At 62.3% G+C, this 23,612-nt stretch carries 21 protein-coding genes; 8 read left to right on the forward strand and 13 right to left on the reverse strand.

Going from position 1 to position 23,612, the window contains the following annotated elements; all coding sequences use genetic code 11:
- Positions 1-178: 178 nt before the first annotated feature.
- Genes BLJAPNOD_RS07675 through BLJAPNOD_RS07685 form a run of 3 tightly spaced genes read right to left on the reverse strand, consistent with a single transcriptional unit; the run spans position 179 to position 3,632 of the window.
- Positions 179-1,849 carry a flotillin domain-containing protein gene (locus BLJAPNOD_RS07675; RefSeq protein WP_077502646.1) on the reverse strand — a complete coding sequence of 557 codons (1,671 nt, stop codon included), beginning with the start codon at positions 1,847-1,849 and terminating at the stop codon, positions 179-181.
- Positions 1,846-2,493, reverse strand: coding sequence for an OB-fold-containig protein (locus BLJAPNOD_RS07680; protein WP_077502645.1), 648 nt, complete (start codon positions 2,491-2,493; stop codon positions 1,846-1,848). Before BLJAPNOD_RS07680 ends, BLJAPNOD_RS07675 begins: the two co-directional genes overlap by 4 nt.
- Positions 2,494-2,498: 5 nt before the next feature.
- Positions 2,499-3,632: a PspA/IM30 family protein gene (locus BLJAPNOD_RS07685; protein ID WP_115419393.1), complete on the reverse strand. Its 1,134-nt coding sequence runs from the start codon at positions 3,630-3,632 to the stop codon at positions 2,499-2,501.
- 262 nt (positions 3,633-3,894) lie between these two features.
- On the opposite strand from BLJAPNOD_RS07685, the gene BLJAPNOD_RS07690 reads away from it, so the two are divergent.
- The 3 genes from BLJAPNOD_RS07690 (at position 3,895) to BLJAPNOD_RS35155 (ending at position 7,222) form a co-directional block, all read left to right on the forward strand.
- Positions 3,895-5,385, forward strand: a complete 1,491-nt coding sequence (locus BLJAPNOD_RS07690; protein WP_077502643.1) for a sensor domain-containing diguanylate cyclase — start codon at positions 3,895-3,897, stop codon at positions 5,383-5,385.
- Between the two features lie 224 nt (positions 5,386-5,609).
- Positions 5,610-6,872: a serine hydrolase gene (locus BLJAPNOD_RS07695; protein WP_115419394.1), complete on the forward strand. Its 1,263-nt coding sequence runs from the start codon at positions 5,610-5,612 to the stop codon at positions 6,870-6,872.
- Between the two features lie 8 nt (positions 6,873-6,880).
- Positions 6,881-7,222 carry a hypothetical protein gene (locus BLJAPNOD_RS35155; protein ID WP_147294533.1) on the forward strand — a complete coding sequence of 114 codons (342 nt, stop codon included), beginning with the start codon at positions 6,881-6,883 and terminating at the stop codon, positions 7,220-7,222.
- Between the two features lie 108 nt (positions 7,223-7,330).
- Here BLJAPNOD_RS35155 and BLJAPNOD_RS07700 read toward each other — a convergent pair whose 3' ends face one another.
- The 4 genes from BLJAPNOD_RS07700 to BLJAPNOD_RS07715 are packed head-to-tail and all read right to left on the reverse strand — an operon-like array spanning position 7,331 to position 11,972.
- Entirely contained in the window at positions 7,331-7,582 is a 252-nt protein-coding gene (locus BLJAPNOD_RS07700; protein ID WP_115419395.1) for a hypothetical protein, read from the reverse strand.
- A gap of 10 nt (positions 7,583-7,592) precedes the next feature.
- Entirely contained in the window at positions 7,593-8,813 is a 1,221-nt protein-coding gene (locus tag BLJAPNOD_RS07705) for an aminomethyltransferase family protein (protein WP_115419396.1), read from the reverse strand.
- Positions 8,810-10,366: an NAD(P)/FAD-dependent oxidoreductase gene (locus BLJAPNOD_RS07710; RefSeq protein WP_115419397.1), complete on the reverse strand. Its 1,557-nt coding sequence runs from the start codon at positions 10,364-10,366 to the stop codon at positions 8,810-8,812. Before BLJAPNOD_RS07710 ends, BLJAPNOD_RS07705 begins: the two co-directional genes overlap by 4 nt.
- Positions 10,353-11,972: an NAD(P)/FAD-dependent oxidoreductase gene (locus BLJAPNOD_RS07715; RefSeq protein WP_115421182.1), complete on the reverse strand. Its 1,620-nt coding sequence runs from the start codon at positions 11,970-11,972 to the stop codon at positions 10,353-10,355. The genes BLJAPNOD_RS07710 and BLJAPNOD_RS07715 overlap by 14 nt, the downstream gene beginning before the upstream one ends.
- A 146-nt stretch (positions 11,973-12,118) precedes the next feature.
- Here BLJAPNOD_RS07715 and BLJAPNOD_RS07720 point away from each other — a divergent pair, with 146 nt between their 5' ends.
- Genes BLJAPNOD_RS07720 through BLJAPNOD_RS07730 form a run of 3 tightly spaced genes read left to right on the forward strand, consistent with a single transcriptional unit; the run spans position 12,119 to position 14,751 of the window.
- The gene (locus BLJAPNOD_RS07720; protein WP_115419398.1) at positions 12,119-12,928 is read left to right on the forward strand and encodes a class I SAM-dependent methyltransferase; all 810 of its coding nucleotides are present in this window, start codon (positions 12,119-12,121) and stop codon (positions 12,926-12,928) included.
- A gap of 40 nt (positions 12,929-12,968) precedes the next feature.
- Positions 12,969-13,628 carry a TetR/AcrR family transcriptional regulator gene (locus BLJAPNOD_RS07725; protein WP_115421183.1) on the forward strand — a complete coding sequence of 220 codons (660 nt, stop codon included), beginning with the start codon at positions 12,969-12,971 and terminating at the stop codon, positions 13,626-13,628.
- Between the two features lie 40 nt (positions 13,629-13,668).
- Positions 13,669-14,751 (forward strand): extracellular solute-binding protein, encoded by a 1,083-nt coding sequence (locus BLJAPNOD_RS07730; RefSeq protein WP_115419399.1) that lies wholly within the window; start codon positions 13,669-13,671, stop codon positions 14,749-14,751.
- A gap of 42 nt (positions 14,752-14,793) precedes the next feature.
- Here BLJAPNOD_RS07730 and BLJAPNOD_RS07735 read toward each other — a convergent pair whose 3' ends face one another.
- From BLJAPNOD_RS07735 to BLJAPNOD_RS07745, 3 genes are read right to left on the reverse strand one after another with little or no spacing between them, the layout of a single operon-like run.
- Positions 14,794-15,867 carry an ABC transporter ATP-binding protein gene (locus BLJAPNOD_RS07735; RefSeq protein ID WP_115421184.1) on the reverse strand — a complete coding sequence of 358 codons (1,074 nt, stop codon included), beginning with the start codon at positions 15,865-15,867 and terminating at the stop codon, positions 14,794-14,796.
- A gap of 7 nt (positions 15,868-15,874) precedes the next feature.
- The gene (locus tag BLJAPNOD_RS07740; RefSeq protein ID WP_115419400.1) at positions 15,875-16,699 is read right to left on the reverse strand and encodes an ABC transporter permease; all 825 of its coding nucleotides are present in this window, start codon (positions 16,697-16,699) and stop codon (positions 15,875-15,877) included.
- Complete coding sequence (locus tag BLJAPNOD_RS07745; RefSeq protein WP_115419401.1) at positions 16,696-17,619, reverse strand: ABC transporter permease; 924 nt, start codon at positions 17,617-17,619, stop codon at positions 16,696-16,698. The genes BLJAPNOD_RS07740 and BLJAPNOD_RS07745 overlap by 4 nt, the downstream gene beginning before the upstream one ends.
- Positions 17,620-17,906: 287 nt before the next feature.
- On the opposite strand from BLJAPNOD_RS07745, the gene BLJAPNOD_RS07750 reads away from it, so the two are divergent.
- Positions 17,907-19,319 (forward strand): aminotransferase, encoded by a 1,413-nt coding sequence (locus BLJAPNOD_RS07750; RefSeq protein ID WP_115419402.1) that lies wholly within the window; start codon positions 17,907-17,909, stop codon positions 19,317-19,319.
- Positions 19,320-19,422: 103 nt separating this feature from the next.
- On the opposite strand, the gene BLJAPNOD_RS07755 is transcribed toward BLJAPNOD_RS07750, so the two are convergent.
- The 3 genes from BLJAPNOD_RS07755 to BLJAPNOD_RS35330 form a co-directional block, all read right to left on the reverse strand.
- A complete protein-coding gene (locus tag BLJAPNOD_RS07755; RefSeq protein WP_115419403.1) occupies positions 19,423-20,619 on the reverse strand; it encodes an aromatic ring-hydroxylating dioxygenase subunit alpha in 1,197 nt (398 codons plus the stop codon).
- Between the two features lie 171 nt (positions 20,620-20,790).
- On the reverse strand, positions 20,791-21,132 hold the full coding sequence (locus BLJAPNOD_RS07760) for a GFA family protein (RefSeq protein WP_077502631.1): 342 nt from the start codon (positions 21,130-21,132) through the stop codon (positions 20,791-20,793).
- 254 nt (positions 21,133-21,386) lie between these two features.
- A complete protein-coding gene (locus tag BLJAPNOD_RS35330; RefSeq protein WP_158556103.1) occupies positions 21,387-21,551 on the reverse strand; it encodes a hypothetical protein in 165 nt (54 codons plus the stop codon).
- Here BLJAPNOD_RS35330 and ggt point away from each other — a divergent pair.
- Positions 21,550-23,295 carry a gamma-glutamyltransferase gene (ggt, locus tag BLJAPNOD_RS07770; RefSeq protein ID WP_115419405.1) on the forward strand — a complete coding sequence of 582 codons (1,746 nt, stop codon included), beginning with the start codon at positions 21,550-21,552 and terminating at the stop codon, positions 23,293-23,295. The two genes, BLJAPNOD_RS35330 and ggt, sit on opposite strands and share 2 nt — an antisense overlap.
- Positions 23,296-23,612 lie beyond the last annotated feature (317 nt).

Consider the following 23,612-nt stretch of genomic DNA (forward strand, 5'->3'; position numbering starts at 1 on the left):
CCTCTTGCCGATGAACGCCATGAGATAGAGATCGCCGCACTTGCGACAAGGGTGGCGGTATCCTTGTACCGATCGAGGGTCGGCTTGTCGCGCGGGCGTCGGTTGGCGCCTTCGTTGGATGTGGGCATGGAAACGATGCGCCGGCCACAGGTCAGGTGGCCGGCGCGCTTGGAAAAAGTCAGTTCTTTTCGAGTTCCTCTGGCTCATCGCCCTGCAGATTGGCAAGCAGCGAGGATACGGCATTGTCGCCCTCGAAGCCCGCTTCCTTCAGCAGGCGATCGAGGATCGGCTTGTTGGCCTGGTAGGCGAGAAGCTGCCCGGCAAGGCCTTCGCCCATGCCGATACCGCTTGTGCCGCCCGCGCCGTTGCCGCCACGACCGAGCATGCCGCCGGTGTCGAAGATGCGAATATCCGAAATCTTCTCGATCGGCTTGACTGCCTCGGCCAAGGCTTCGGGAATGATGCGGATGCGCTCGCGCAGGATTTCGAACTCGATGATGGCGGCACTCAGCTTGTTGCGCGCCTCGTTGAGCCGCGCTTCGCTCTCGGCCGCCGCCTTACCGGTTTCGAGCACGCCCTTGGCCTTGATGATGGCAGCTTCGGCCTCGGCGGTGGCGAGCGTCTTGATCGCGTCGGCCTGGTCAAGGGCCGCCTGCTTTTCGGCTTCGGCGCCGACCGTCACGGCCGTTGCTTCGGTTTCGGCGTTTTTGCGGGCGTCGATGACGGCAATCTGGCGTTCACGCTCGGCGATCTCGACGGCCTTTGCCGTGCCGACCTTTTCTTCCGCGGCGATTGCCAGTGCGCGCGCCGTTTCGGCCTTTGCCTTGGCCTCGGATTCCTCGCGGCTCTTGTTGGCAACGGCGATGGCGCTTTCCTGGGCCACGATCTGCAGGTCGCGCTTGGCCTCGGTGTCGCGCTGCTGGACCGTGCGGGTCGCCTCGATGTTGGCGCTTTCGCGCACCTGCTTGGCGGCAGCCTCGCGCTCGGCAATGGCCTGTTCGGTGGCGATGCGCGCCTCTTCTTCTGCGCGCTTGGCCGCCTGTTCCTGCTGGGCCGTTTCGGCGCGGGTCGCCGCGGACTTGTTGGCGATATCGCGCTCCTGGCTCAGCTCCGCCTCGCGCTTGGTCCGCTCGATCGCCAGCGACTGCTGGCGGGCCTCGAGGTCCTTCTGGGCGATCGCGACCTCTGTGTCGCGCATGATCTCGTTGCGCTCCTTCTTGCGACCTTCGGTGATGCGCGTCAGGGCGGCAAGACCGTGGGCGTCGAAGAAGTTGTTGGCGTTGAAGTGCTTGATGTCGGTCTGGTCGAGCCGCGTCAAAGACACGGATTCCAGTTCGAGACCGTTCGATTGGAGGTCGGCGCCAACCGCTTCCTGCACCGCCTTGACGAAATCCATGCGCTGCTCCTGCAGGGCGTCGAGGCTCATGGTGGCGGCAACCGAGCGCAGGCCATCGACGAACTTCGCCTCGATCAGCACGCGCAACTGCTCGGCATCGTTGGTGCGGTCACCGAGCGTCTGGGCGGCAAGCGCAATCGAGGAGGCGTCCGGCTTCACGCGGACATAGAACTCGGCGCCGATATCGACGCGCATGCGGTCCTTGGTGATCAGTGCGTCGCCTTCGCCGCGACGAACCTCGAGACGCAGGGTCTTCAGATTGACCCGGGCGATAGAGTGGAAGATCGGCAGGACGATCGAGCCGCCGTCCAAGACAACCTTCTGGCCGCCGAGGCCGGTGCGAACATAGGCTTCGTCGCGGCTCGATCGCGTATAGAGCGATGCGAGCACGAAGCCGATGCCGAGGATCAGGACGACGCCGATGCCGGCGGGCAGGAGAAGATCAAGGATCATTGTTGCTCCGTAGAGGTGGTGTTTGGCGTGGAGATGAGGTCTGCGGGTGCAGGAATGGCGATGAAGACATCCTTGGCGCGATCGACGATGAGGATCTGTGTGCCGATGGCGATGGCCGGCTCGTCCTTGGCGGCTTTGGCGCGCAGATTGTGCCAGTTGCCGTGTTTGTCCTTGAGGCGAACGCGCCCTGGCAGACCCTGGTCGAGTGGGCCAACGGCCACTTCGGCTGTCCGACCGACGAATTCTGCGAGGTCGACGACATAGGTTTCGTCGCGCGGTACGATCCGTGCCACCGCCCGGCTCGATGCCCTGGCCGCGGGAAGGCTCAACAGCAGTGCCGGCACGCTGGCAACCATAGCCGGCAGCGGCAGCCATAAGCTGTGGGCGATACTCTGGATGACGAACCCGGCCATCGAGAACAGTGCGAGCAACAGCATGACGAGGATGAGGATGGGGACCCCACCGACGTTGAGCCAGGAGAGCAGACCGGCCAAACCGTTGTGCTCGTCGAGCCCGGCCTTGTCGATCACCTCGCCAAGCGAAAATCCGATCAGCAGGCACAGCATCTCGATCGCGGTCAAAACTGCCAGCATGATGGCGGCAATCGCAAAAGGTAAACATTCAGGAGCGAAAAAAAGCTCCATCTGGGTCAGGCCTTTCCGGCTTTGAATTTTGCCAGCCGCGCTTCGATGGCCTGCTCGCGGTGAAGCCGGTCGAGCTCGTCGAGTTCGGCGCTCGTCGCTTTGTTGCCGGCCGGTACGCCGGTGACGCGCGAGACCGCCGCGGCAGCCCGCGCGGCACCATCGGCCGGGTTGTTGCGCGCGCGTGCTGCGGCCGGTTCATCCGGGTATTGCGCCAAGCTCCGCTTGAGATCGGCCAGCCTCGCTTCGGCTTCGCGGCGTGTGGCAAGCACGGCCTGCAATGCCTGCTGTCCCTCGTCAAGATAGATCCTGGCATCGGCCAGCGCCTTGTCGAGGGCTGCGACCTGCGATTCCAGGTCTATCTGGCGGGCGACACCGGCCTTGGCGAGATCGTCTCGGCCGGATGCGACCGCAGTGTGGATCTTTTCTTCCAGCATGTTCAGATCGGACGCGATTTCTTCACGCCGGCTTTGAATGCGGTACTCCTCGGCACGCGCCTTGCCGATGTCAGCCTTTGCCTCTTCGGCTGCGGCATCGATTTCCCGCAATGCTTGTTCGACGACGGCGACCTTGTTGGTGCCCTCCGCCTTGTCGACGGCGGCGTTGGCGATGCCGGCGATCAGCCTGCCCATGCGCGAAAGAATGCCTTCGTTCATCATCATATGTTCCTCCGTTCGATCTGTGTGCGGCGTGACGCCGATGTGAATTTCATAGCCGCCGGCTTCGGCGACGAGTTGGGCGGAAAAAATACTGAGCGTGCCGCGCGAGTAGCCCGCCACATCGAAGGGAATGGCGACGCGGCCGCGTACGGTCGCGACCGTCAGGTCAGCCGGGCCCTTGATCGCAAACAATTTTTCGTCGAGTGGCAGCCGCGGCGGCTCGCTCGGCCGCCCGCGGTTTGACGCAAAATCGCGCAGGCCGAGCGTCACGAAGCGCGCCGGAAGGCCGGTCCGATCCCTGACGGTTTCGTAGGCGAGCTCGTGCAGGGTCACGAGGTTGGCCCCGCCTTTTTCCGCCGTCAGCTCCTCGAGCAGGGCAAACATCGCCGCATAGGCAGCAAACGTTTCCTCCAGCGCGCGCAGGGCCTCGTCGTCAGGCGCAAGTCGGTAGCGAAGGATTGCTGTGTGGGCCGTTTGCATCATGCATCTGATGTAAAGCACCGATTTGGTGCTTTCAAGGAGCTGATGACCACAGGTTGCAATTTTTTCTACCAGTCGGTGCATCGTCGAGTTGGCGAAGCAGATGACGGATCAACCGACCGCTCCCGATGTTGAACGGATCGTTCCGATCAATGGTGATCCGCGGTTGAGGATTTACGTATCTTTACTTAAAGACCGTTAGAATGCGCTCAAAGGCGATGCCCTTGCACCGAACCCTCTCCCCGCCAACCGAGATGGAACAGTAATGACAGGTTCTTCCGACACCAACATTTTTGATCTGGCGCCGATCGCGATGTGGATTGAGGATTTCAGTGGGGTCAAAGCGCAGTTCGAGCGCTGGCGGGCCGAGGGCGTGGTGGATATTCGCGCCTATCTCAGCGAAGATCTGACGCGGGTCTCCGCCTGCTCCAGCCAAATTCGTGTGCTTCAGGTCAACCGCCGGACACTGGAGCTGTTTGAAGCGCGCGATCTCGATCATCTGTCGGCGAACCTGTCGAAAGTCTTTCGCGACGAGATGCTCGAAAGCCATGTCAACGAGCTTGCCGAATTGTGGGACGGCAAGACCGAGTTCAGCAGCAGCGCGGTCAACTACACGCTGTCCGGGCGCCGGCTCGACATCCAGCTGCGCGGCTCCGTGCTGCCAGGGTACGAGAATACGCTCGGGCGGCTGCTGCTGACGACGGAAGACGTTACCGCGCGCGAGGAGGCGCGGCGCAACGAGCGCGCCAACCGGCAGTATGCCGAAGGCATCTTCGAACATTCGCCCGTGTCGCTGTGGGTGGAGGACTTCAGCCGCATCAAGCTGCTGCTCGAAGACGTCCGCGAGCGCGGCATCGTCGATTTTCGCGTCTTCACCGACGTTCATCCGGAGTTCGTGCGCCAATGCATGAGCGAGATCCGGGTCATCGACATCAACCAGGCGACGCTCGATCTGTTCTGCGCGCCGGATCGGAACACGCTGCTCCAGCATCTCGGCGATATCTTCCGCAACGAAATGGAGAAGCACTTCCGCGAGCAACTGATAGAGCTGTGGAACGGCAATCTCCTGCACCACCGCGAGGTGGTGAACTATGCGCTCGATGGGTCGGAGCGCCACGTCCTGCTGCAATTCTCCGTGCTTCCAGGCCATGAAGGCGACTGGTCTCTGGTGCAGGTGGCGTTGACCGATATCACCGCACGCAAGAAGGCCGAGGCCTATCTCGAGTATCTCGGCAAGCACGACGTGCTGACCAAGCTGCACAACCGCGCCTTCTACATGGACGAGCTTAACAGGCTGGAGCGCAAGTCGCTTCGGCCGGTTTCGGCCATCGTCCTCGACCTTGACGGCCTCAAAGCCGCTAACGACCAGCTTGGCCATGATGCCGGCGATGCGCTTCTGCGCCGGCTCGGCGAAGTGTTGAACGGTGCGGTGTCGCAACCCAACCATGCCGCCCGCATCGGCGGCGACGAATTTGCCATCCTGATGCCCGGCGCCGACCGGCAAGCGGCGGCCACGATGGTTGAGACGATCAACGAGTTATTGAAGATCAACAACCAGTTCTACTCCAATGCGCCGCTCAGCATATCTCTCGGCGCTGCAACCAGCGAAATCGGTGAAACGATGGAGGCGCTGGTCAAGCGCGCGGACCTCAGCATGTACGAGCAGAAGCGGGCGCGATACGCCGCGCAGGAGAGCCGTGATACGCAAAACGGCAAGGTTGTCGGCGGGCGTGGCAGCGCCGCATCGGCGGCTTAGCGGCGGAGCGGCGCAGACACGGCGCATGTCTTATGCGCCCCGCTGTCCATCGTGGGATTCCCTGCGCGGACAGAAAGGCGTGGCAAACGAAGTCGCGCCCTATTGGACAGGAGCAGTCTTCATTGTCGTTCTCAATTTCTCGTGCCGGTGCGGCCTTCGGCTCTGACGCTAAACTTCGCAGGGCTGCCCATGCGCTGATCCTGGCGAGCGCTTTTGGGGGTGCCATGCCGACGATCGCTCAAGCTCAGGAGAACGCTGCGATATCGGCAGATCAATCCGATCCGCGAAAACTCGAATGGATGCTCGGATCGCCGCCGCCGGCGCACAAGATCATCCGGTCGACCGACAGCGACTATTTCAGCTTTCCGAAACTGCGTTGGACGGTCTGCCATTTCCGGCAATTGACGCCGACGGTCGGCGTCAGCCGCGGTCTCGGCGCGCCGGTGCCGTTCGAGCGTAAGATCGATCCGTCGATCGATGCGATCACGTTCACGCCGCTCAGCGGAGGCAAAGACATGAGCTTTGCCGAGTCGTTTTCGGCCAACTATGCGGACGGTATTGTGGTCCTTCACGAGGGCAAGATCGTCTATGAACGCTATGCCGGCTGCCTCGACGACGCCGGACAGCACGGTGCGATGTCGGTGACCAAGTCATTGATCGGGCTTATGGGCGAGATGCTGGTGGCCGAGGGAACGCTGGATGAAACAGCAAAGGTCGGTGCGCTGGTTCCCGACCTTGCTGACAGCGCCTTTGGAGACGCAACCGTCAGGCAGGTCCTCGATATGACGACGGGGCTTGCCTATAGCGAAGACTATGGCGATCCGAATGCCGATGTGTGGAGGTACTCGGCTGCTGGCAATCCGTTGCCCAAGCCGGCAGACTACACCGGACCACGAACCTATTTCGAATATTTGCAGACGGTGCAAAAGGAAGGCGAGCACGGTATCGCCTTCGGCTACAAGACCGTCAACACCGACACGCTCGGCTGGATCATCGCGCTCACGACCGGAAAATCGGTTGCCGATCTCCTGTCGGAGCGGATCTGGAGCCAGATGGGCGCGGAGCAGGACGCGTATTTCACCGTCGATTCCATCGGAACGCCCTATGCTGGCGGTGGGCTGAACGCTGGCCTTCGCGACATGGCAAGAATCGGCCAGCTGATGCTTGGCGGTGGCGTGATCAACGGCAAACAGCTCGTGCCCACCGGCGCGATCGACCGCATTCGCGCCGGCGGCGACAAGGCCGCGTTTGCAAAGGCGGGCTATGCGCTGCTGAAGGGCTGGAGCTATCGCGGCATGTGGTGGAACACCGGCAACGCCAACGGCGCCTTCATGGCGCGCGGCGTTCACGGGCAGGCGATCTACGTCGACCCGGCTGCCCGCATGGTCATTGCCCGGTTTTCGTCCAACCCTTCGGCGAGCAACACCGTCAACGACCCGATTTCGCTGCCGGCCTATGAGGCGGTTGCGCGACATCTGATGCGATGACCGCATGCATGGCAATCAGCATGTCTGCATCTAAGTTTGGAACCTATAGGCTTTGCCGCGCCCTGATTGTGTTGGCGGCGCTCGCGCCCGTTTCGGCCCTTGGCGCTGACGTGCTGCCACTGGAGCGCGGACGGTATTTTGACGTCGGGGTGGCGTGTGAAAGCCCGGGCAAGGCGACGGTGTTTGTCTATGACGGCACCGGCTTCTCTCACGAAAAGACGAACTGCTCGCTTGATCGGCTGCGCCTACCGCCGTCGTTCCTGGAGTGTGTTTCCGACCGCCGTCAACGAATTCTCGAGCACGTTGCAAGTGCACGGCAGGCGAGAGTTCACGCTGCGTCGCGAAAATGAAGGCGCCGATATGACCGGCTGCTACCGGCTTTGCACGTCACGTTGAGCATGGTTCTATCTCGGCGGCGCAGTCCGCAACGTTCTAGGACGGCGCAGGCTACGGTGGCGTCAGTTGCATGGCCGATCCGGTTCGGCCTCCATCCGCGTTGTCCACTCGATCCCGATGTGATGGCGGCGCAACACTGCAACCGGATCCTCCGCGTCGAGGCGCGAGCAGATGCGATAGATCTCCAGCGTTTCCGCGCTCATCTCGCCGCGCTGGTAAAAGAACATCGCAGCCGCGTAGCGCGTGCGGCCGGACCATTCTATGCCCGGTGGAGTTCTGATCAGCGTCCAGTGTCGTTTTGTTTCTTCGTCCATCCTCTGGACCCTAGAAGCGCCCCGGCGGAGTGGCCGAGCGACGGTCGAGCTTGACGAAGGGCCGCGGCACGACACGGGCGCGCTTCATCAGCTTCTGGTATTGTAGCTCTCGCATGGCGTAGATTTCCACCCAGAGATTGTCGGTAACGCTCGCGCCAAAGGGGCAGGAAAGCGTGGCGATTGCGATGTTGCGCTTGGCGAGCGGTGACCAGATGGCGGCCGTTACCAGCCCCACTTCCTTCTTGCCGCGGTGATAGACGATCGCGCCTTCGGCCGGAATGTTTCCCTCGATCTCAAGGCCGACCAGCACGTGTTTGAGCGTGCCTTTTGCCCGTGCCCGCAGGATTGCGTCGCGACCATTGAAATACGGCTTTTCCGGATCGACGAGCCAGTCGAGGCCGATCTCGTCGGGCAGCCGTTCGCGGTCGGCGCGCAGTGCTGCCTCGGCGGTGATGAAATCGGCATTGGCGACGATGAAACCGGCCTCGATGCGGGCGCGGTTGAGCGCGTCGTAGCCGATCGCCTTCAACCCAAAACCGCTTCCCGCCGCCCAGAGCCGATCCCAGAGGCTAAGCGCCGCATTTGCAGAGGCAAAAAGCTCGTAACCGAGGTCGCCGGTAAAGCCGGTGCGCGAGATCGTCACGCTGCCCTCGGCGTGCGGAAACTCCGCCAGCTGAAACGGCTTCAGTGTTTCTATGCCGTCAAAGCCGGCAGCTTCGAGCACCGCAAAAGCGGTCGGCCCTTGCAACGCGACCGCAGCGATCTCGGCGGTTTCCTCGCTGATTTCGACCGAGAACCCGCCGGAGCTGTCAAGCAGCCAGGGCAGATGCCGCTCCTGACAGCAAAGCCGGAAGTCGTCGGCTGCCAGCCGGAAAAGCGTGCCGTCGTCGAGCACGTGGCCGTGATCGTCGCACCAGGCGGTGTAGTGGACGCGGCCGATGCCGAGCTTGGTTACATCGCGCACTGTGAGCCGGTTGAGATAGCGCGCCGCGTCAGTGCCGCGGATGCGGTACTTCACCATCGGCGAGATATCGAAGAGGGCGGCCGTCGAGCGAATGGCGAAATATTCGAGCTCGGTGTCGAAGATCGAATGCGGCGCCTTGTAGCCGGCCCAGCTGTACCAGTCGTTGGTCTCGCTGAGTGCGGCCAGCCGGTCGTGAAAGGGCGTCTCGAGGCGAGGCGTCAGGATATGTCCCTGTTCGGCACGCCGCAGGGCGGTCAGGTGCATCATGCGCGTTTCTCCGAAAGGATCTGGCGGGCCGCCAGCAGGCCGGGCAGGCCAGAGATGCCGCCACCCGGATGCGAACCCGCGCTGGCGAGGTAAAGACCTTCGAGCGGCGTTGCGTAACCGGTGGCTGCATTGACCGGGCGGTTGATCAAGAGCTGGTCGGCTTGGAGTTCCCCGTGGTGCCAGTGGCCGCCGGGCAGGTTGTAGCGCTCTTCCATGTCGGCAGGCGTCAGGAAGTGGGTGGCGACAATGCTGGCGCCAATCCCTGGGCAATAGCGTTCAACGGTTTCGAGTACGATCTTCAGGAAGGCGGGCTTTCCTTTTTCCCAACCATCCGCAAGGGCATAGGGGGCGAACTCGACGAGCGCCGAAAGCGTGCAGGCGCCGTCGGGCGCAAGCGACGGGTCGGTGAGGCTCGGAAGCGTTATCTCCATCACCGGATCGTTCGAAAACTGTCCGTATTTGGCCGGGTTGAAGGCCCGTTCGACATGGTCGATCGATCGCGCGATAACCAGCCTGCCGGCAAGGTCGGCGGGTGCCACACCCGGGAACTCGGGGATCCGGTCGAGTGCCAGGTCGAGCTTGGCGACGTCGCCTTTGGTGCGGATATTGCCGATCGCGCGGCGAAAGCCGGTGCCGATCTCGGCAGCATCAGTCAAGGCCATGAACGTCGCCTGCGGGTGAATGGCCGAAATGATTGCCGGCGCTGCCAGCGTTTCGCCGGTCGACAGCACGACGCCCGTCGCGCGACCGCGATCGGCGATGATCTTCTCGACGCGCGTGCCGGTGCGGATCGCAACGCCCGCCCTTGTCGCCGCCGCATCGAAGAGAGCAGCAATCGAGTGGCTGTTGCCCTTTGCTACGAACTGCGCGCCCGTTGCGCCCGCCACCTCACCGGTCAGGCGGTAATAGAGGCCGAGCAGGGATGTCGGCGACCGAGGTCCGAGGTGAATGCCGAGCGTCGCATCGAAGGCGACGAGGCCCTTCAGCCGGTCGTCCGTCAAGAACTCGTCGGCGACATCGGCGACATTCATCAGCAGCATCCGCAGGAAATCTCGACCTTCCTCGCGCCCTTTGCTGAGGAGATGCAGGCCCGCGGTGGCAAAGGACTTCAGATCATCAAATGCAATCTCTCCGACCTCGGGCGGGCGCCGCTTGAGGAAGCGCTTGAATATGCCGGCCTGGAAGAGGAGCTTTTTGCGGAACTCCGCAAAACGCGCAGCCTCTTCTTCCGAGACGCCATCGATCGTTTCTCCGTAAGCGCCGCGCAGCACCGCGTGCACTCCGGTTGACGAAAGGGCCACTGTCGGGGCCGCCGTGGGCGTTGTCGAATGGTCAATCTCGAGCGCCGACAACACATCCGGGTCGAGGCGATTGATGACATGGGCAAGGCCGGGACTGACGAAGCCTGGATGGAACTCGAAGCTGCGGGCGGCCCCCCCGAGCGCGTCGTCCGCTTCGATCAGCACCACCTTGCGCCCGGATCGGGCGAGGAGCGTGGCGGCGGTCAGGCCGTTGTGACCGCCGCCGATGACGATGGCATCAAATGACGTCATGGGCCGAACTCATGTGCGAGGGAGTATGCCGCAGATCGCGCAGGATCTCGGCGGCGGCGTTGCGGCCGGGTGCGCCCATGACGCCGCCACCCGGATGCGTGGAGGAGCCGCAGATATAGAGGCCGCGGACGGGGCTTCGATATTGCGCATAGCCGGGCACCGGCCGGTTGAACAGCAACTGGTCGAAGGTCAGTTCGCCCTGGAAGATATTGCCTTCGGTCAGGCCGACTTCCTGCTCGATCTCGCGCGGCGTGCGCACCTCCATGTGCAGGATGCGCTCGCGAAACCCCGGCGAATAGTCGGAGATCTGCTTGATCACGGTCTCGGCGAAGGCGTCGCGGTCCGCATCGGTCCAGTCGTTGCCTTCGACCTTCGGCGGACAGTATTGCACGAAGCAGGAGACGAAGTGCTTGCCGGGCGGCGCCATGGTCGGGTCGAGCGTCGTCGGGATCATCATGTCGACGAAGGGATCGGTCGACCAGTGTCCGGCCTTCCAGTCGTCATAGCCTCTTTCCATGCGCTCGATCGTGTCGGTGAAGTGCAGGTCGCCGCGAATGCAGGAGGATCCTGATGGCAATGCCGGGAATTCCGGCAGGCTGTCGAGGGCGATGTTGAGCTTGCCCGAGGAGCCGCGCATCTTGAAATGGCGCACGCGGTGGACGAAGCGCTCCGGCAGAGCGCTCTCGTCGACGAGCTTCAGGAAGGTCCGCTTGACGTCGGCATTGGAGACGACGAGCTTGCCGAGGACCTCTTCACCATCGGCCAATACCACGCCTGTCGCCTTGCCGCGATGGGTCATGATCTTGGCGACATCCGCACCGGTCCGAATGGTGCCGCCGGATGCCTTGAAGGAGGAGGCGAGGGCTGAGGTGACCGCCCCCATGCCGCCGCGGGCATAACCCCAGGCGCCGACCGATCCGTCGACCTCGCCCATATAGTGATGCAACAGCACATAAGCCGTTCCCGGCGACATCGGCCCGAGCGCCGTGCCGATGATCCCCGATAGCGCCAGATAGGCCTTGACCACGTCGGTCTCGAAATATTCGTCGAGGAAGTCGGAGATCGACATGGTCCAGAAGCGTAACGTTGCGGCCATTTCCGACGGAGAGAAGTCGCCGAACTTCTTCGCGAGATAGAGCATTTCCTGAAGGTCGCGCGGCTTGAAGCTGAAGGGATCAGGCGCGGTGCGCATCAGCAGCGGCTGGATGAAGCGACATTGCCGCGTCACGTCGCGGGCGTAGCGGTCATAGGCTTCGGCATCGCGTTTGGAAAAGCGGGCGAACTCGCGGCGGTGGGAGTCATGGTCGCGATAGGAGGCGAGGTAGTCGCCATCCCGCGTGAAGACTGCGCCGCCCTCGTAGGAGATGACCTGCAGCCCGTGTTTCGGCAGTTCGAGGTCGCGCATGATCTCCGGCCGAAACAGCGAGCAGACGTAGGAACAGTTGGAGTAGAGAAAGCCGGGGGTCAGCTCCCGGCTGGTGGCGGCGCCACCCACCCAGGCGTTCTTTTCAAGGACGATGACATCGAGTCCTGCCCGTTGGAGATAGCAGGCCGTTACCAGCCCGTTATGGCCGCCTCCGATCATCACCACGTCGTATTGTTTCATGTGGCTCCCCTTGTCGTTGATCAAAAAATGGCATGGAAAGCAGAATGTTGTCCATATATTTTGAATGAGTGTTCAGCAAATATGTTGCAATCCTCTGATAACGCGATAGGATTTCTGTCGAGGTGCAACGCCGGATCGGAGGTCCGATGTCGTCGATCGATGGAGAAGTGCAGCCGCTGGCGGAATATGACGATGCGGCCATCCGCTTTCTCGCCGTGCTCTGGGGAGAAGGGTATCTTTCGCCTGGCGGTGCCGGAGAAGTCGACCGTGTTCTCGAAGGGCTGGAACTTGGCGGCAAGCGTGTCCTTGATCTCGGCTGCGGGGCCGGTGGCGCGACGCTGCACATTGCCAAGACCCACGGTCCGGCGCAGGTGACAGGTTTCGATGTCGAGGTGCCGGTGATAGAGCGCGCCAGGCTTGCCGCGGCGCGTTCGGGACTGGCCAACGTCTCCTTCATCCAGTCGGCGCCCGGTCGCCTGCCGTTCCCTGATGGCAGTTTCGATGTGGTCTTTTCCAAGGATGCACTGGTGCATGTGCCGGACAAGGTTGCGATCTTCCGCGAGATCTTCCGTGTGCTTGTCCCAGGCGGCATCTTTGCCGCCTCCGATTGGCTGATCTCCCATGACGGTGAACCCTCCGCCGACATGCAGGCCTATCTCGCGGCGGAAGGTCTCAGTTTCGGCATGGCGCCGGCGGAGACCTATATCGCAGCCATGACGGCAGCCGGCTTTGTCGATGCGCGTTCGGTCAGTCGGAACGCCTGGTACCGGGATGTCGCCCGGATTGAGCTTTCAAGGCTTGAAGGGGCGCTGCACGCCGATGCTGTGGCCGCCGTCGGCGAAGCCTATGTGGCGAAGAATATCCGGACCTGGACTGCGATGCAGAAGGTGCTTGACAGTGGTGAGCATTGTCCCACTCATCTGCGTGGCATCAAGCCGATGCCGCGCGGAGCATGATATGCACCTGCGCCTCAAGAAGAACAGCACGGCGGTACGGATGAAACTCACCTCTGCGGCACAGGACGCAACGGACACCGAGAAGCGCGGGCGCAAGGCGTCCAAGGAAACCAGACGACAGCAGTTGATCGAGGCGACGATCGATTCGCTCGCCAAGCGCGGCTACTCCGAGACGACGCTGGCCGACGTCGCCGACGGCGCCGGTCTGTCGCGCGGCATCGTCAACTTCCATTTCGAAAGCAAGGAAAAGCTGCTGATCGCCACGCTGCAATACATGGCGGACGAATATGCCGCCAATTGGGGGGCGGCGCTGGATAAGGCCGGCGACAAGGCGGCGGCCCAGCTCTGGGCGCTCGTTGCCTGCGATTTCGATCGAAAGATCTGCACCAAGCGCAAGCTTGCCGCCTGGTGCGCTTTCTGGGGCGAGGCAAAGTCGCGCCCGACCTACCAGACGCTCTGCGGCGCACGCGACGTCAAGTACCAGGAGATCTTTCTGGCGCTTTGCCAGAAGCTCAAGGACGAGGGCGGCTATGCCTACGAGCCTGAGGGGATGACGCTGGCGCTCTGCGCATCGATGGAAGGGCTGTGGCTGCGACTGATGATGGGCGACGGCCTGACGCGCGAGAAGGCGCATGCGGCGGCCGTCGAGTATCTGCTCGTCGCCTTCCCCAAGCATTTCACCCGGGAAGGGCCGAAATAGGGAACAACAACGCCGGAACGGCCGGATAGAGGAGGTTGGCATGATATTGGTGAACGTGTGCAGGCAAATCTTGGGGGGCGTCTTCATCGCCTCGCTTGTCTCGACCACCGCCCTGCCGGCGCTTGCCGCCGAAAATCTGACCGTCTTCGATTGGTCGGGTTACGAGGACCCGGCCTTTCATCCTTCCTATACCGCCAAGTACGGGACAGAACCGGATTTCAGCTTCTTTGGCGACGAGGAGGAGGCCTTCCAGAAGCTGCGCTCCGGTTTCAAGGCTGATCTCGCCCATCCCTGTTCGCAAAGCGTTGCGAAGTGGCGGGAGGCCGGCCTGATCGAGCCGCTGGATACATCGAAGCTGACCTACTGGAACGACACCGATCCGGGCATCGTTGCGATGAAGGGGCTGATGACCACGCCTGATGGCAAGGCCTGGCTGTTGCCGTTCGAATGGGGCAACACGGTGCTGACGTATCGCACCGACACGGTGAAGCCCGAGGAGATTTCCTCGCTGAAAGCCTTCGCCGATCCGAAATTCAAGGACAGGGTATCGATCGGCGACAATGTCGATGATGCCTATGCACTTGCGAGCCTTGCGATCGGCGTCAGGGACTGGACGACGATGACCGACGAACAGTTCAGCCAAGCGTCGGATTTCCTGCGCGAGGTGCACAAGAACGTCCGCCTCTACTGGACCGACAACACCGATCTCAGTCAGGCGATCGCCAGCGGCGAGGTCGACCTCGCCTGGGCCTGGAATGAAACGGCGACGACGCTGCAGGCCGACGGCGTGCCGGCGGCGATCAAGAAGGATACGGCAGAAGGGTTATCGACTTGGGTGTGCGGCTACGTCCGGCTCAAGGGCGCTGCTGCACCCGAAGACCAGCAGTACGATTTCCTGAATTCGATCACCGATCCGGCGATCACGTCTTACATGGTGGAATCCTGGGGCTATGGCCATGCCAATGCCCGCGGCATGGCGCAGGTCGATCCGAAGATCCTGGCCGACAAGGGTTATGCGGACGTCTCGAAGTTCCTCGACAACACACTGTTCCAGGCGCCAATGCCGATGGAACTGCGCCAGAAGATGATTGCCGAATTCGAGAAGATCAAGGCTGGCTACTGACCTGGAATACGGGCAGTCGTTTGTTGCGGCTGCCCCTCATCATCAGTCCGAAAGCGCCACGAGCGCGTCCGGATCATAGGCGAGGCGAACCGCGTCGCCGACCGGAATGTCATCTGCGCCGAAGTTGTTGGTCTCCGAAACGGAAAGCGGCTGCTCCATCCCGGGGATATCGACGATCAGATGGGTGATCTCGCCGAAATAGTGGCGGTCGACAACCCGGCCTGCGAGCTCGAAATCGGCCCTGGCGTCGTCCCAAAGCACGCGCAGCCGTTCCGGCCGGATGCCGATCGTCGCGGTGCCGTTGCGGGCGTTGAACCCCAGCGGCTTGTCGAGCGTGACATGGCCGAAGCGCGGGGTTTCCACCGATAGCCGCGTCGCCGTTTCACCAGTAATGCGCGCTTTCATGAAGTTCATGCCGCCGAGGAAGTCGGCGATCTGACGGGTGGTGGGGCGCTGGTAGATTTCCTTCGGTGTTGCCACCTGCGCGATGCGTCCGCCAAACATCACGGCGATCCGATCCGAGAGGGCGAGCGCCTCGTATTGATCATGGGTGACGAGGATGAAGGTGATGCCGACAGCCTTTTGCAACGAGCGCAACTCGACCTGCATTTCCTCCCGCAGTTTCTTGTCGAGCGCCGAAAGCGGTTCATCGAGCAGCAAGACTTTTGGCCGCATGACCAGCGCACGGGCAAGCGCGACGCGCTGGCGCTGGCCGCCGGAAAGCTCATGTGCCCGGCGCTTACCGAGGTGGCCGAGCCGGACCTGTTCGAGGGCAGCCCCTACGCGCCGTCTCTCCTCAGCTGCATCAAGCTTCAAACGCTTCAGGCCATAGGCGACATTTTCCTCGACATCGAGATGCGGAAAGATCGCGTAGCTCTGGAAGACCATGTTGGTCGGACGGCGGTTCGGCGGCGTGCCGATCACCGATTGCCCGTCGATGCGGATATCGCCGGTGCTCGGCGTATCGAATCCGGCGATCGAGCGCAGCAGCGTGGTCTTGCCGCAGCCCGATGGCCCGAGCAGCGAGAAGAACTCGCCGGCGGCAATGTCGAGCGAGACGTCGTCGAGCGCCTTGTAGATGCCGTAGAACTTGTTGACCGCCTCGATCGTGATCATCGGTGTTTCAGGCATGCAGTGCTCCCTGCGCCCTCAGCCGATGTTCGGCGCGACGGCGTATGATTTCCGAAAGGGTGAGAAGCAGGATCGATATCAGGATCATCACGCTTCCGAGCGCAAGGACGCCGGGCAGCTTGGCGGCAAAGCGCAGCTGGCCCCAGATATAGACCGGCAAGGTCGGCTCGGTGCCGGAGAGAAAGAAGGCGAGGATGAACTCGTCGAGCGAGACGGTAAAGGAGACCAGCAGGCTGGAGACGAGCGCCGGGGCGACGACGGGAAGCGTCACCCGGCGGAACGTGCCGATCGCGGTTTCGCCGAGATCAAGCGAAGCCTCCTCGAGTGACCGGTCGAAGCCGCCGAAACCGGAGATCAGCACCGACATGGCATAGGGCAGGCAGAAGATCACCTGGCCGAGAATGACGGTCACGAGCGACAGCTCGACCCCGAGCTGCAGGATGATCATCAGCAGCGAAACGGCAAAGATGATTTCCGGCAGGAACAACGGCGCCATGATCAGCCCGGTCGCCGCGCGCTGGCCGCGGAAGCGATAGCGGGTGATGGCGCGAGCGGCACAGATGCCGAGCACGGTGGAGAGAATGGCGACGGAGACGCCGACAATCATGCTGTTGCGGGCGGCTTCGAGGAGCGCGGTGTTGTGCCAGAGCGACGCGTACCACTTCGTGGTGAAGCCGGCGAGCGGGAAGGTGGTGGTGGCGGCGTTGTTGAAGGAGAAGATCGGCAAGAGCAGGATCGGCAGGTAGAGAAACGCCAGATAAATCGCGACATAGGCCGGCAGCCAGCGGGATTTCGGAATGCCATGGCGTCCGCTCATTTCGCCATCCTCACCAGCAGTTTCAGCGCAAGAACAGCGAGGCCCGCCATCGCCGAGACGATGACCATGGTCGTCACCGACAGGGCAGCGCCGAGCGGCCAGTTGGCGCCCTTGCCGAACTGCGCCTGGATCGCGGTCGCGATCATCACGCCATCTTTGCCGCCGACAAGCTTGGGCGTGACGTAGTCGCCGACCGTCGGGATCATCACGATCAGAAAGGCCGAGATCACGCCGGGAAGGGAGAGCGGCAGGGTGACGCGCAGGAAGCTCATCAGCTTGTTGTCGCCGAGATCGTGGGCCGCCTCGATCAGCGAGCGGTCGACTTTTTCAAGGGAAACGAAGATCGGCAGGATGGCGAAGGCCGCCCAGCTATGGACGAGCGTGATGACGACGGCATTGGAGTTGTAGAGCAGCGACGTCAGCGGCTTGTCGATGATGCTGATCGACAGGAGGCCGGTGTTCATGACTCCGCCATAGCCGAGGATCACTTTCCAGGACATCACCCGCAAGAGATAGCTGGTCCAGCAGGGCACTGTGATGAGGAACAGCCAGAGGTTCTTGTGAACTCCGCCATGGAAGGAGATGAACCAGGCGATCGGATAAGAGACGGTGACGGTCACGACGCTGACGACCAGCGAGATGGCGAGCGAGCGTAACAGCAGGTCCTGGTAGATCGGCTCGCCAAGTGCTGTTCGGTAGTTCTGAAGGGTAAAGGTGCGGTCGATCGTCAGGTAGTCCTGGGTCCAGAAGCTGTAGGCGACGACGATCAGGATCGGCAGGAAAAGCAGGGCGACGGCATAGAGCAATGTCGGAGAGATCAGTGCCAGTCCGCTTGCTTCCTCGCTGGCCGTCCAGCGAACCCGGTTCTTTGGTGGATACGCGGGCCTTTGCTCCACCTCGGTGCCCGATAGCACCGCCATCAGCGATACCCCGGCTCATGTAAATGGCGCGCCTGCTCAGGCCAATGATGTCCTGGCTCATGTCGATTGAGTCGACAGTGGAAATGCAGCGAACGCTTCATTCGATCCATCCCATGGCGATTTTCGCCGTTTGCTTCCCTTGAATTAGCAAAACTCAATTCGGCATTGAACGCAAGCGCTATTTCTGCAATATTGATTGAACAGCCATTCAATGAAATGATGTGTTTCGTAGTTTTATCAGATGGTTGTTTTGCGAATACGGTTTGTATTGGTTGGAGGGATTTGTAATGGCCGCGAAGCTCGATCGTGCAACAGTGCATGAAATCTCCGCAGGAGGAACTTCCGTTCTTGCCGAAAAGCATCTCGTCCAGCCCTGGCCCGTCGCGGGCAGCATCGGTGCCGAGGCGCGCGGGTCGATCGAAAGCGGCGACGGTATCTATGTTGTCGACGGCGAGGGGCGCCGGCTCATCGACGGTCCCGCCGGCATGTGGTGCGTCAATGTCGGCCATCGCCGGACGGAACTCGCCGATGTGTTGCGCGACCAGGCCATGGCGCTGTCCTACAACTCGCCCTGGTACACCACCAATCAACCCTCGGCGCTGCTTGCCGAGCGGCTTGCCGCCCATGCCCCCGGCGATCTCTCTCACGTATTTTACACCACCGGCGGTTCTTCGGCGGTCGAAACGGCGCTGCGCTTCATGCAGTTCCTCAACAATGTGCGCGGCCGCCCGGAAAAAAAGCTGATCGTCTCGCGCCAGGGCGGCTACCACGGCTCCACCTATCTCTCTGCGTCGCTGAACGGTCGCCCGCGCGACCACGACTGGATGGACAGCGCCACCGATCAGGTGACAAAGCTTTCCTGCCCCAACCCGTTCCGGCGGCCCACAGGTCAATCCGAGGCCGAGTTCTGCGATGCGCTGGTCGAGGAGTTTCGGGCACTGATCGAGGAAAAAGGGATGGGCCGTATCGGCGCCTTCATCGCCGAGCCGATTATGGCATCGGGTGGCGTCATCGTGCCGCCGGAAGGCTATCTGCGCCGCATGCGCGCCCTCTGCAACGAGCACGACATCCTGTTCATCGCCGACGAGGTGGTGACGGCCTTCGGCCGGCTCGGCGAAGTCTTCGCCTCAAAGACGGTGTTCGGGCTGGAACCCGACATGATCACCTTCGCCAAGGGGGTGACGTCGGGCTATTTTCCGTTGGGGGGCGTGATGATCTCCTCGCGCCTGCTGGAGAGCCTGCGGCAATCCAACCATTCCGACGCGATGTTTGCGCATGGGCTGACCTATTCCAGCCATCCGATCGGCTGCGCCGTGGCCCTGCGCAATCTCGACATTCTGGAGGATGGTCTGCTTGACCACGTCAAGGCGATCTCGGGCTATTTCCAGAAAAGGCTGAAGAGCCTGGAGAGTTTGCCGCTGGTTGGCGAAGTGCGCGGGATGGGGCTGATGGCCTGCGTCGAATGCGTCGCCGACCGCGTCAGCAACAATCCTCTGACGCTCGATCTAGAGGTCGGCAAGCGGATCGACCGCCATTGCCAGGAGCTTGGCCTGCTCGTGCGACCGCTGATCAACATGTGCGTGATGTCGCCACCGCTGACGATCAGCACCGCCCAGATCGACGATATGGTCGCAATTCTCGACGCCAGCATCCGCCGCACCATGGACGAACTCGTGCGAGAGGGACTGTGGAAAGGCTGAACTGATCAACTGATCGACCCTGAAAACGCCTCGGCCCCGCCAGCATTCCCCGGCGGGGCCGTTTTCGAAGGGGCCGGTTTTGCGCCGGCCCCTCTTTTTACGCCTATCGTTTGGAGAGTTCGTCGTTGACTGCCGCCATCTGATCCTCAGACGGGGCCACGTCGAGGGTGACGACGGGCAGCACGGCGCGAATGTGATCGTGATGCGTGCGCACGCCATATTCGAGATCCGACAGATAGAAGCCGTTGAACGCCTTTGATGTCATGGATTCGTTCGACCAGATCGTCAGTTGCACGTCCTCGGCCTGGGTGTCCCGGTCGATGCGGAAGGCGAGATAGCGGGCAAGCCGTTGCTGGCGCGTTTCCTCGGGATAGCGATAGATCGCGCCACGCAACAGCGTCTTGCCGGTCGACAGCGGAAATTCCTGGTAGAACTGTACCGTTTCCGGAGTGACCGCGATGACGGCGTTGGGGAACAGGCCGAAATAGATCCAGGCCTTGCGCAGGCGCTCGGGCAGATGGGTCGCCTCCGGCGCGATGCCCACATATTGCCGGACACTCCAGCGGCGGCCCGCATGCGGATTGTAGGTGGCATAGGATCGGCAGAGACCATTGACGAAGGGCTCGTCGTAGTAGGTTGAGCCATAGAGATCCTGCAGCGCCGGATGCGCCATGGCAACGTGATAACCTTCGTTATCGACGTCACGCACTGATTTCCAGTTCACCGCACTTTCCTGCGTCCAGACGCCGCTGGTCGGCAGCATGCGTTCCGAGCCGTAGTGGCCGAACTCTTCGGCGAAGGGCTGCATCAGTTCCGCGACCGAAGGCTGCGGGCCGGGCCGGAAACGGATGAACACGAAGCCCATCCAGATTTCCAGTTCAAGCGGCACCAGGCCGAATTCCTTCTTGTCGAGCGGCGGAAACGAGCGCGGTCGCGCGGCACCTCGAAGCGTGCCGTCGAGATTGTAGACCCAGCCGTGAAACGGACAGACGAGCGCATTGCGGCATGTTCCCTTATCGTCGGCAACGACGCGGGAGCCGCGATGGCGGCAGATGTTGTGAAAGCCGCGGATGATCCCATGCTGGTCGCGCAGGATAAGCGCGCGTTCGCCGACCACATCCATGGTGATGTAGTCGCCTGCCTCAGGAACGTCGGAGATATGACAGGCGATCTGCCAGTGACGGCGGAAGACGTGTTCGCGCTCCAGTTCGAGCAGTGCGTCGCTATGATAGCACCAGCCGGGCAATCCACGGCGGTCCCAATCATTGGGGACGGAAATGTCGCGGATCATTTCGTTCATTCCAATGTCTCCATTTTTGCTGAACGTTCATTCAATATAATCTGTTTCGAATGCACAGACAAGCCGACCAAAGGGGCGGACGACGATCGAAGGCGCACAGCAAAGCACCGCTGACCGCTCAGAGGGTCGTCGGCAATAAGGCGTCTTTAGCGAAGAGTTTGCTTTGCCGGACTACCAGCTGGCGCCGTCGATCAGCCGATGAGGAATGTCCACCCAGACGGCGCGGTCGAACAGGCGCATGTTCACGCCCATGCGTGTCGCATCGGTACCGATCGGCGACCAATGGGTGGTGCAGCCGCAGGTGCCGCAATGGTGGAGCGTCAAGGTGGCGTCGCCTTGGACGTAGCCGACCAGCTTGCCCTGTGGGTCGCTGATCGACACCTCCTCCGCGTTATAATAGCCCCAAAGCGCGCCCAGTCTTGAGCATAGCGAACAATTACAGCTGCCGAGCGTGTCGGGCCGCACGCGGACGGAAAGACGAACCGACTTGCAGTGGCAATGGCCTTCGATCATTCGGCATTCCTTCCGTTGGCATTCTGCGTTGGACATCCGGTGGTGGATGTTGCCACGCTCAGGACGAAACTGTCACAGCGATGGCCGGTCGTGGCAATGGCGAAAATCGCGTGGGGCCACAGCGCTGCGATCCGGTGCTGGACGGCAACGGAGCAGCGACCATTGCCGCCACCTGCCTGCCGACCGTATTCGTATTCGGCTTGTTTGCTGCCCAAGGGTGTCGGGTGGCGGTTGCCCGTGCCGGTCGCGCGTGCTTATACTTCGCCCAAGGCTTCAATTTCCAAGCGAGCCTGCGCCCGCCCGATGGCTGGACCCTTGCCCGCCCGTTGGTGCGAGGTGCCTTCGCGAACTTCGATGCCGCCGCTCTCGACCGAGGGCGCCGTTTGCCAGCCAAACCTCTTGTCGCGGGAGAAAAGCATGCGCACATCCTGCCTGAATGTCCTCACCTTCACCTTGGTTGCCGCACTCAGTTCGGCCTCGTCATCGGCTGTCAGGGCCGCGTCGCCAGAGCCGGTCAAGGCCGAGCACGGCATGGTCGTCACCGCTCAGCATCTGGCGTCGGATATCGGCGTCGATGTCTTGAAAAAAGGCGGCAATGCCGTGGATGCTGCCGTTGCCGTCGGCTATGCGCTTGCGGTCGTCTATCCCACAGCCGGCAATATCGGCGGCGGCGGCTTCATGACCATCCGCTTCAAGGACGGCAAGACCACCTTCCTCGATTTTCGCGAGCGCGCGCCTTCGGCGGCGACCAAGGCAATGTATCTCGACGACAAGGGACAACTGGTCGATGGCCTGAGCACCGAAGGCTATCTGGCCGTCGGCGTTCCCGGGCCGGTGATGGGTTTCGAAGTGGCGCGAAGCCGCTATGGCACGCGGCCGTTGAAAGAGCTGATCGCGCCTGCCATCGCGCTCGCCAAGGATGGCTTTCTGTTGGAACAGGGCGATATCGACTCCTTCGACGGCGAAACCGAGAGGCTAGCGAAGGACCCGGCAGCCGCCGCGATCTTCCTGAAGCCCGACGGCAAACCCTTCGCCGTTGGCGAGACGTTGGTCCAGGCGGACCTCGCCGCCTCGCTTTCAAGCATTTCCGAGAAGGGAACCGACGCCTTCTACAAGGGCGCGATCGCCGATGCGATCGTCAAGGCAAGCGCCGACAAGGGCGGCATACTCGCCAGGACGGATTTCGAGAAGTACACCGTGCGCGAACTGGAGCCGGTCAAGTGCAACTATCGCGGCTATGACATCGTTTCCTCGCCGCCGCCGTCTTCCGGAGGCGTCATCATCTGCGAGATTCTCAACGTACTCGAAGGTTATCCGCTCTCCTATCTCGGTTACGGCTCGGCCGAGGCCGTGCATGCGATGATCGAGGCGATGCGCCATGCCTATGTCGACCGCAACACGACCCTCGGCGATCCCGACTTCGTCGAGAACCCGGTCGCCAAGCTGCTCGACAAGGGCTATGCGGCCGAGATCCGCGGCAAGATCGATCCGTTCAAGGCCGGCGTTTCGCAGGCGCTGATGCCGGAGGGGTTCGCAGAAAGCAAGGAGACGACCCATTATTCGATCATCGACGACGAGGGCAATGCGGTTGCGGTGACCTATACGCTCAACGGCTCTTTCGGCGCCGGCGTGGTTGCGCCCGGGACCGGCATTCTGCTCAACAACGAGATGGACGATTTCACCGCCAAGCCCGGCGCTCCCAATCTCTACGGGCTCGTCCAGGGCGAGGCGAACGCGATCGCGCCCGGCAAGACGCCGCTGTCGTCGATGAGCCCGACCATCGTTTCCAAGGACGGCAAGCCGTTCATGGTGATCGGCAGCCCCGGCGGCGCACGCATCATCACGATCACGCTGGAAGCGATCCTCAACGTCATCGATCACGGCATGAACATCCAGGAGGCGGTCGATGCGCCGCGCATCCATCATCAGTGGCTGCCCGACAAGGTGTTCATGGAGCCCTACGCGCTGTCGCCCGATACGCGCAAGCTTCTCTCGGCGATGGGCCATGACGTGCAGATCGACAAGAGCTGGAGCATCTGGGGGCAGGCGACCGGCATTCTCGTCGGCGGTGAAAGCCTCGCCGAAATCGCTGAGGGCGGTGGCGCGCGCTACAATGGTGCGGTCGACAGCCGCATCGGCGCGGGTGCAGCCAGGGGGTACTGATCGGGGCGCGGCTGCCTGTGGCGCAATGCCGACACCGACATCCTGCGCGGCCAGGCGGCAGATGCTTTCGAAGCTGCGCAGCCGCAATCGATAGCTTATTCGCCGGCCGATACGAGCGGAGTCCTGCGGGGGCGCTGCCTTGCGCGAGGCCGACGAACGGGTGGCCGAGCAGATCGGTGAGGCCAATCTGCCGGCAGCTCGCCTACGGCTGCATCATGGCCGGCGACTGGCAGCAGGACGCGCCATGGCGTCGCCGCATGAACAAGCGGTGAGCGTAGAAATCCGAGCGGCATCGGAGTGACTTCCGGGTCACGGCC

This window comes from Ensifer sp. M14, from assembly GCF_003355565.1.
Classification (GTDB): domain Bacteria; phylum Pseudomonadota; class Alphaproteobacteria; order Rhizobiales; family Rhizobiaceae; genus Ensifer.

Bases quoted from the DNA above. Each gene is read 5' to 3' on its own strand.
- BLJAPNOD_RS07675 (WP_077502646.1), bottom strand. From the start codon at position 1,849: ATGATCCTTGATCTTCTCCTGCCCGCCGGCATCGGCGTCGTCCTGATC.
- BLJAPNOD_RS07680 (WP_077502645.1), bottom strand. From the start codon at position 2,493: ATGGAGCTTTTTTTCGCTCCTGAATGTTTACCTTTTGCGATTGCCGCC.
- BLJAPNOD_RS07685 (WP_115419393.1), bottom strand. From the start codon at position 3,632: ATGATGCAAACGGCCCACACAGCAATCCTTCGCTACCGACTTGCGCCT.
- BLJAPNOD_RS07690 (WP_077502643.1), top strand. From the start codon at position 3,895: ATGACAGGTTCTTCCGACACCAACATTTTTGATCTGGCGCCGATCGCG.
- BLJAPNOD_RS07695 (WP_115419394.1), top strand. From the start codon at position 5,610: ATGCCGACGATCGCTCAAGCTCAGGAGAACGCTGCGATATCGGCAGAT.
- BLJAPNOD_RS35155 (WP_147294533.1), top strand. From the start codon at position 6,881: ATGGCAATCAGCATGTCTGCATCTAAGTTTGGAACCTATAGGCTTTGC.
- BLJAPNOD_RS07700 (WP_115419395.1), bottom strand. From the start codon at position 7,582: ATGGACGAAGAAACAAAACGACACTGGACGCTGATCAGAACTCCACCG.
- BLJAPNOD_RS07705 (WP_115419396.1), bottom strand. From the start codon at position 8,813: ATGATGCACCTGACCGCCCTGCGGCGTGCCGAACAGGGACATATCCTG.
- BLJAPNOD_RS07710 (WP_115419397.1), bottom strand. From the start codon at position 10,366: ATGACGTCATTTGATGCCATCGTCATCGGCGGCGGTCACAACGGCCTG.
- BLJAPNOD_RS07715 (WP_115421182.1), bottom strand. From the start codon at position 11,972: ATGAAACAATACGACGTGGTGATGATCGGAGGCGGCCATAACGGGCTG.
- BLJAPNOD_RS07720 (WP_115419398.1), top strand. From the start codon at position 12,119: ATGTCGTCGATCGATGGAGAAGTGCAGCCGCTGGCGGAATATGACGAT.
- BLJAPNOD_RS07725 (WP_115421183.1), top strand. From the start codon at position 12,969: ATGAAACTCACCTCTGCGGCACAGGACGCAACGGACACCGAGAAGCGC.
- BLJAPNOD_RS07730 (WP_115419399.1), top strand. From the start codon at position 13,669: ATGATATTGGTGAACGTGTGCAGGCAAATCTTGGGGGGCGTCTTCATC.
- BLJAPNOD_RS07735 (WP_115421184.1), bottom strand. From the start codon at position 15,867: ATGATCACGATCGAGGCGGTCAACAAGTTCTACGGCATCTACAAGGCG.
- BLJAPNOD_RS07740 (WP_115419400.1), bottom strand. From the start codon at position 16,699: ATGAGCGGACGCCATGGCATTCCGAAATCCCGCTGGCTGCCGGCCTAT.
- BLJAPNOD_RS07745 (WP_115419401.1), bottom strand. From the start codon at position 17,619: ATGGCGGTGCTATCGGGCACCGAGGTGGAGCAAAGGCCCGCGTATCCA.
- BLJAPNOD_RS07750 (WP_115419402.1), top strand. From the start codon at position 17,907: ATGGCCGCGAAGCTCGATCGTGCAACAGTGCATGAAATCTCCGCAGGA.
- BLJAPNOD_RS07755 (WP_115419403.1), bottom strand. From the start codon at position 20,619: ATGAACGAAATGATCCGCGACATTTCCGTCCCCAATGATTGGGACCGC.
- BLJAPNOD_RS07760 (WP_077502631.1), bottom strand. From the start codon at position 21,132: ATGATCGAAGGCCATTGCCACTGCAAGTCGGTTCGTCTTTCCGTCCGC.
- ggt (WP_115419405.1), top strand. From the start codon at position 21,550: ATGCGCACATCCTGCCTGAATGTCCTCACCTTCACCTTGGTTGCCGCA.
- BLJAPNOD_RS35330 (WP_158556103.1), bottom strand. From the start codon at position 21,551: ATGCTTTTCTCCCGCGACAAGAGGTTTGGCTGGCAAACGGCGCCCTCG.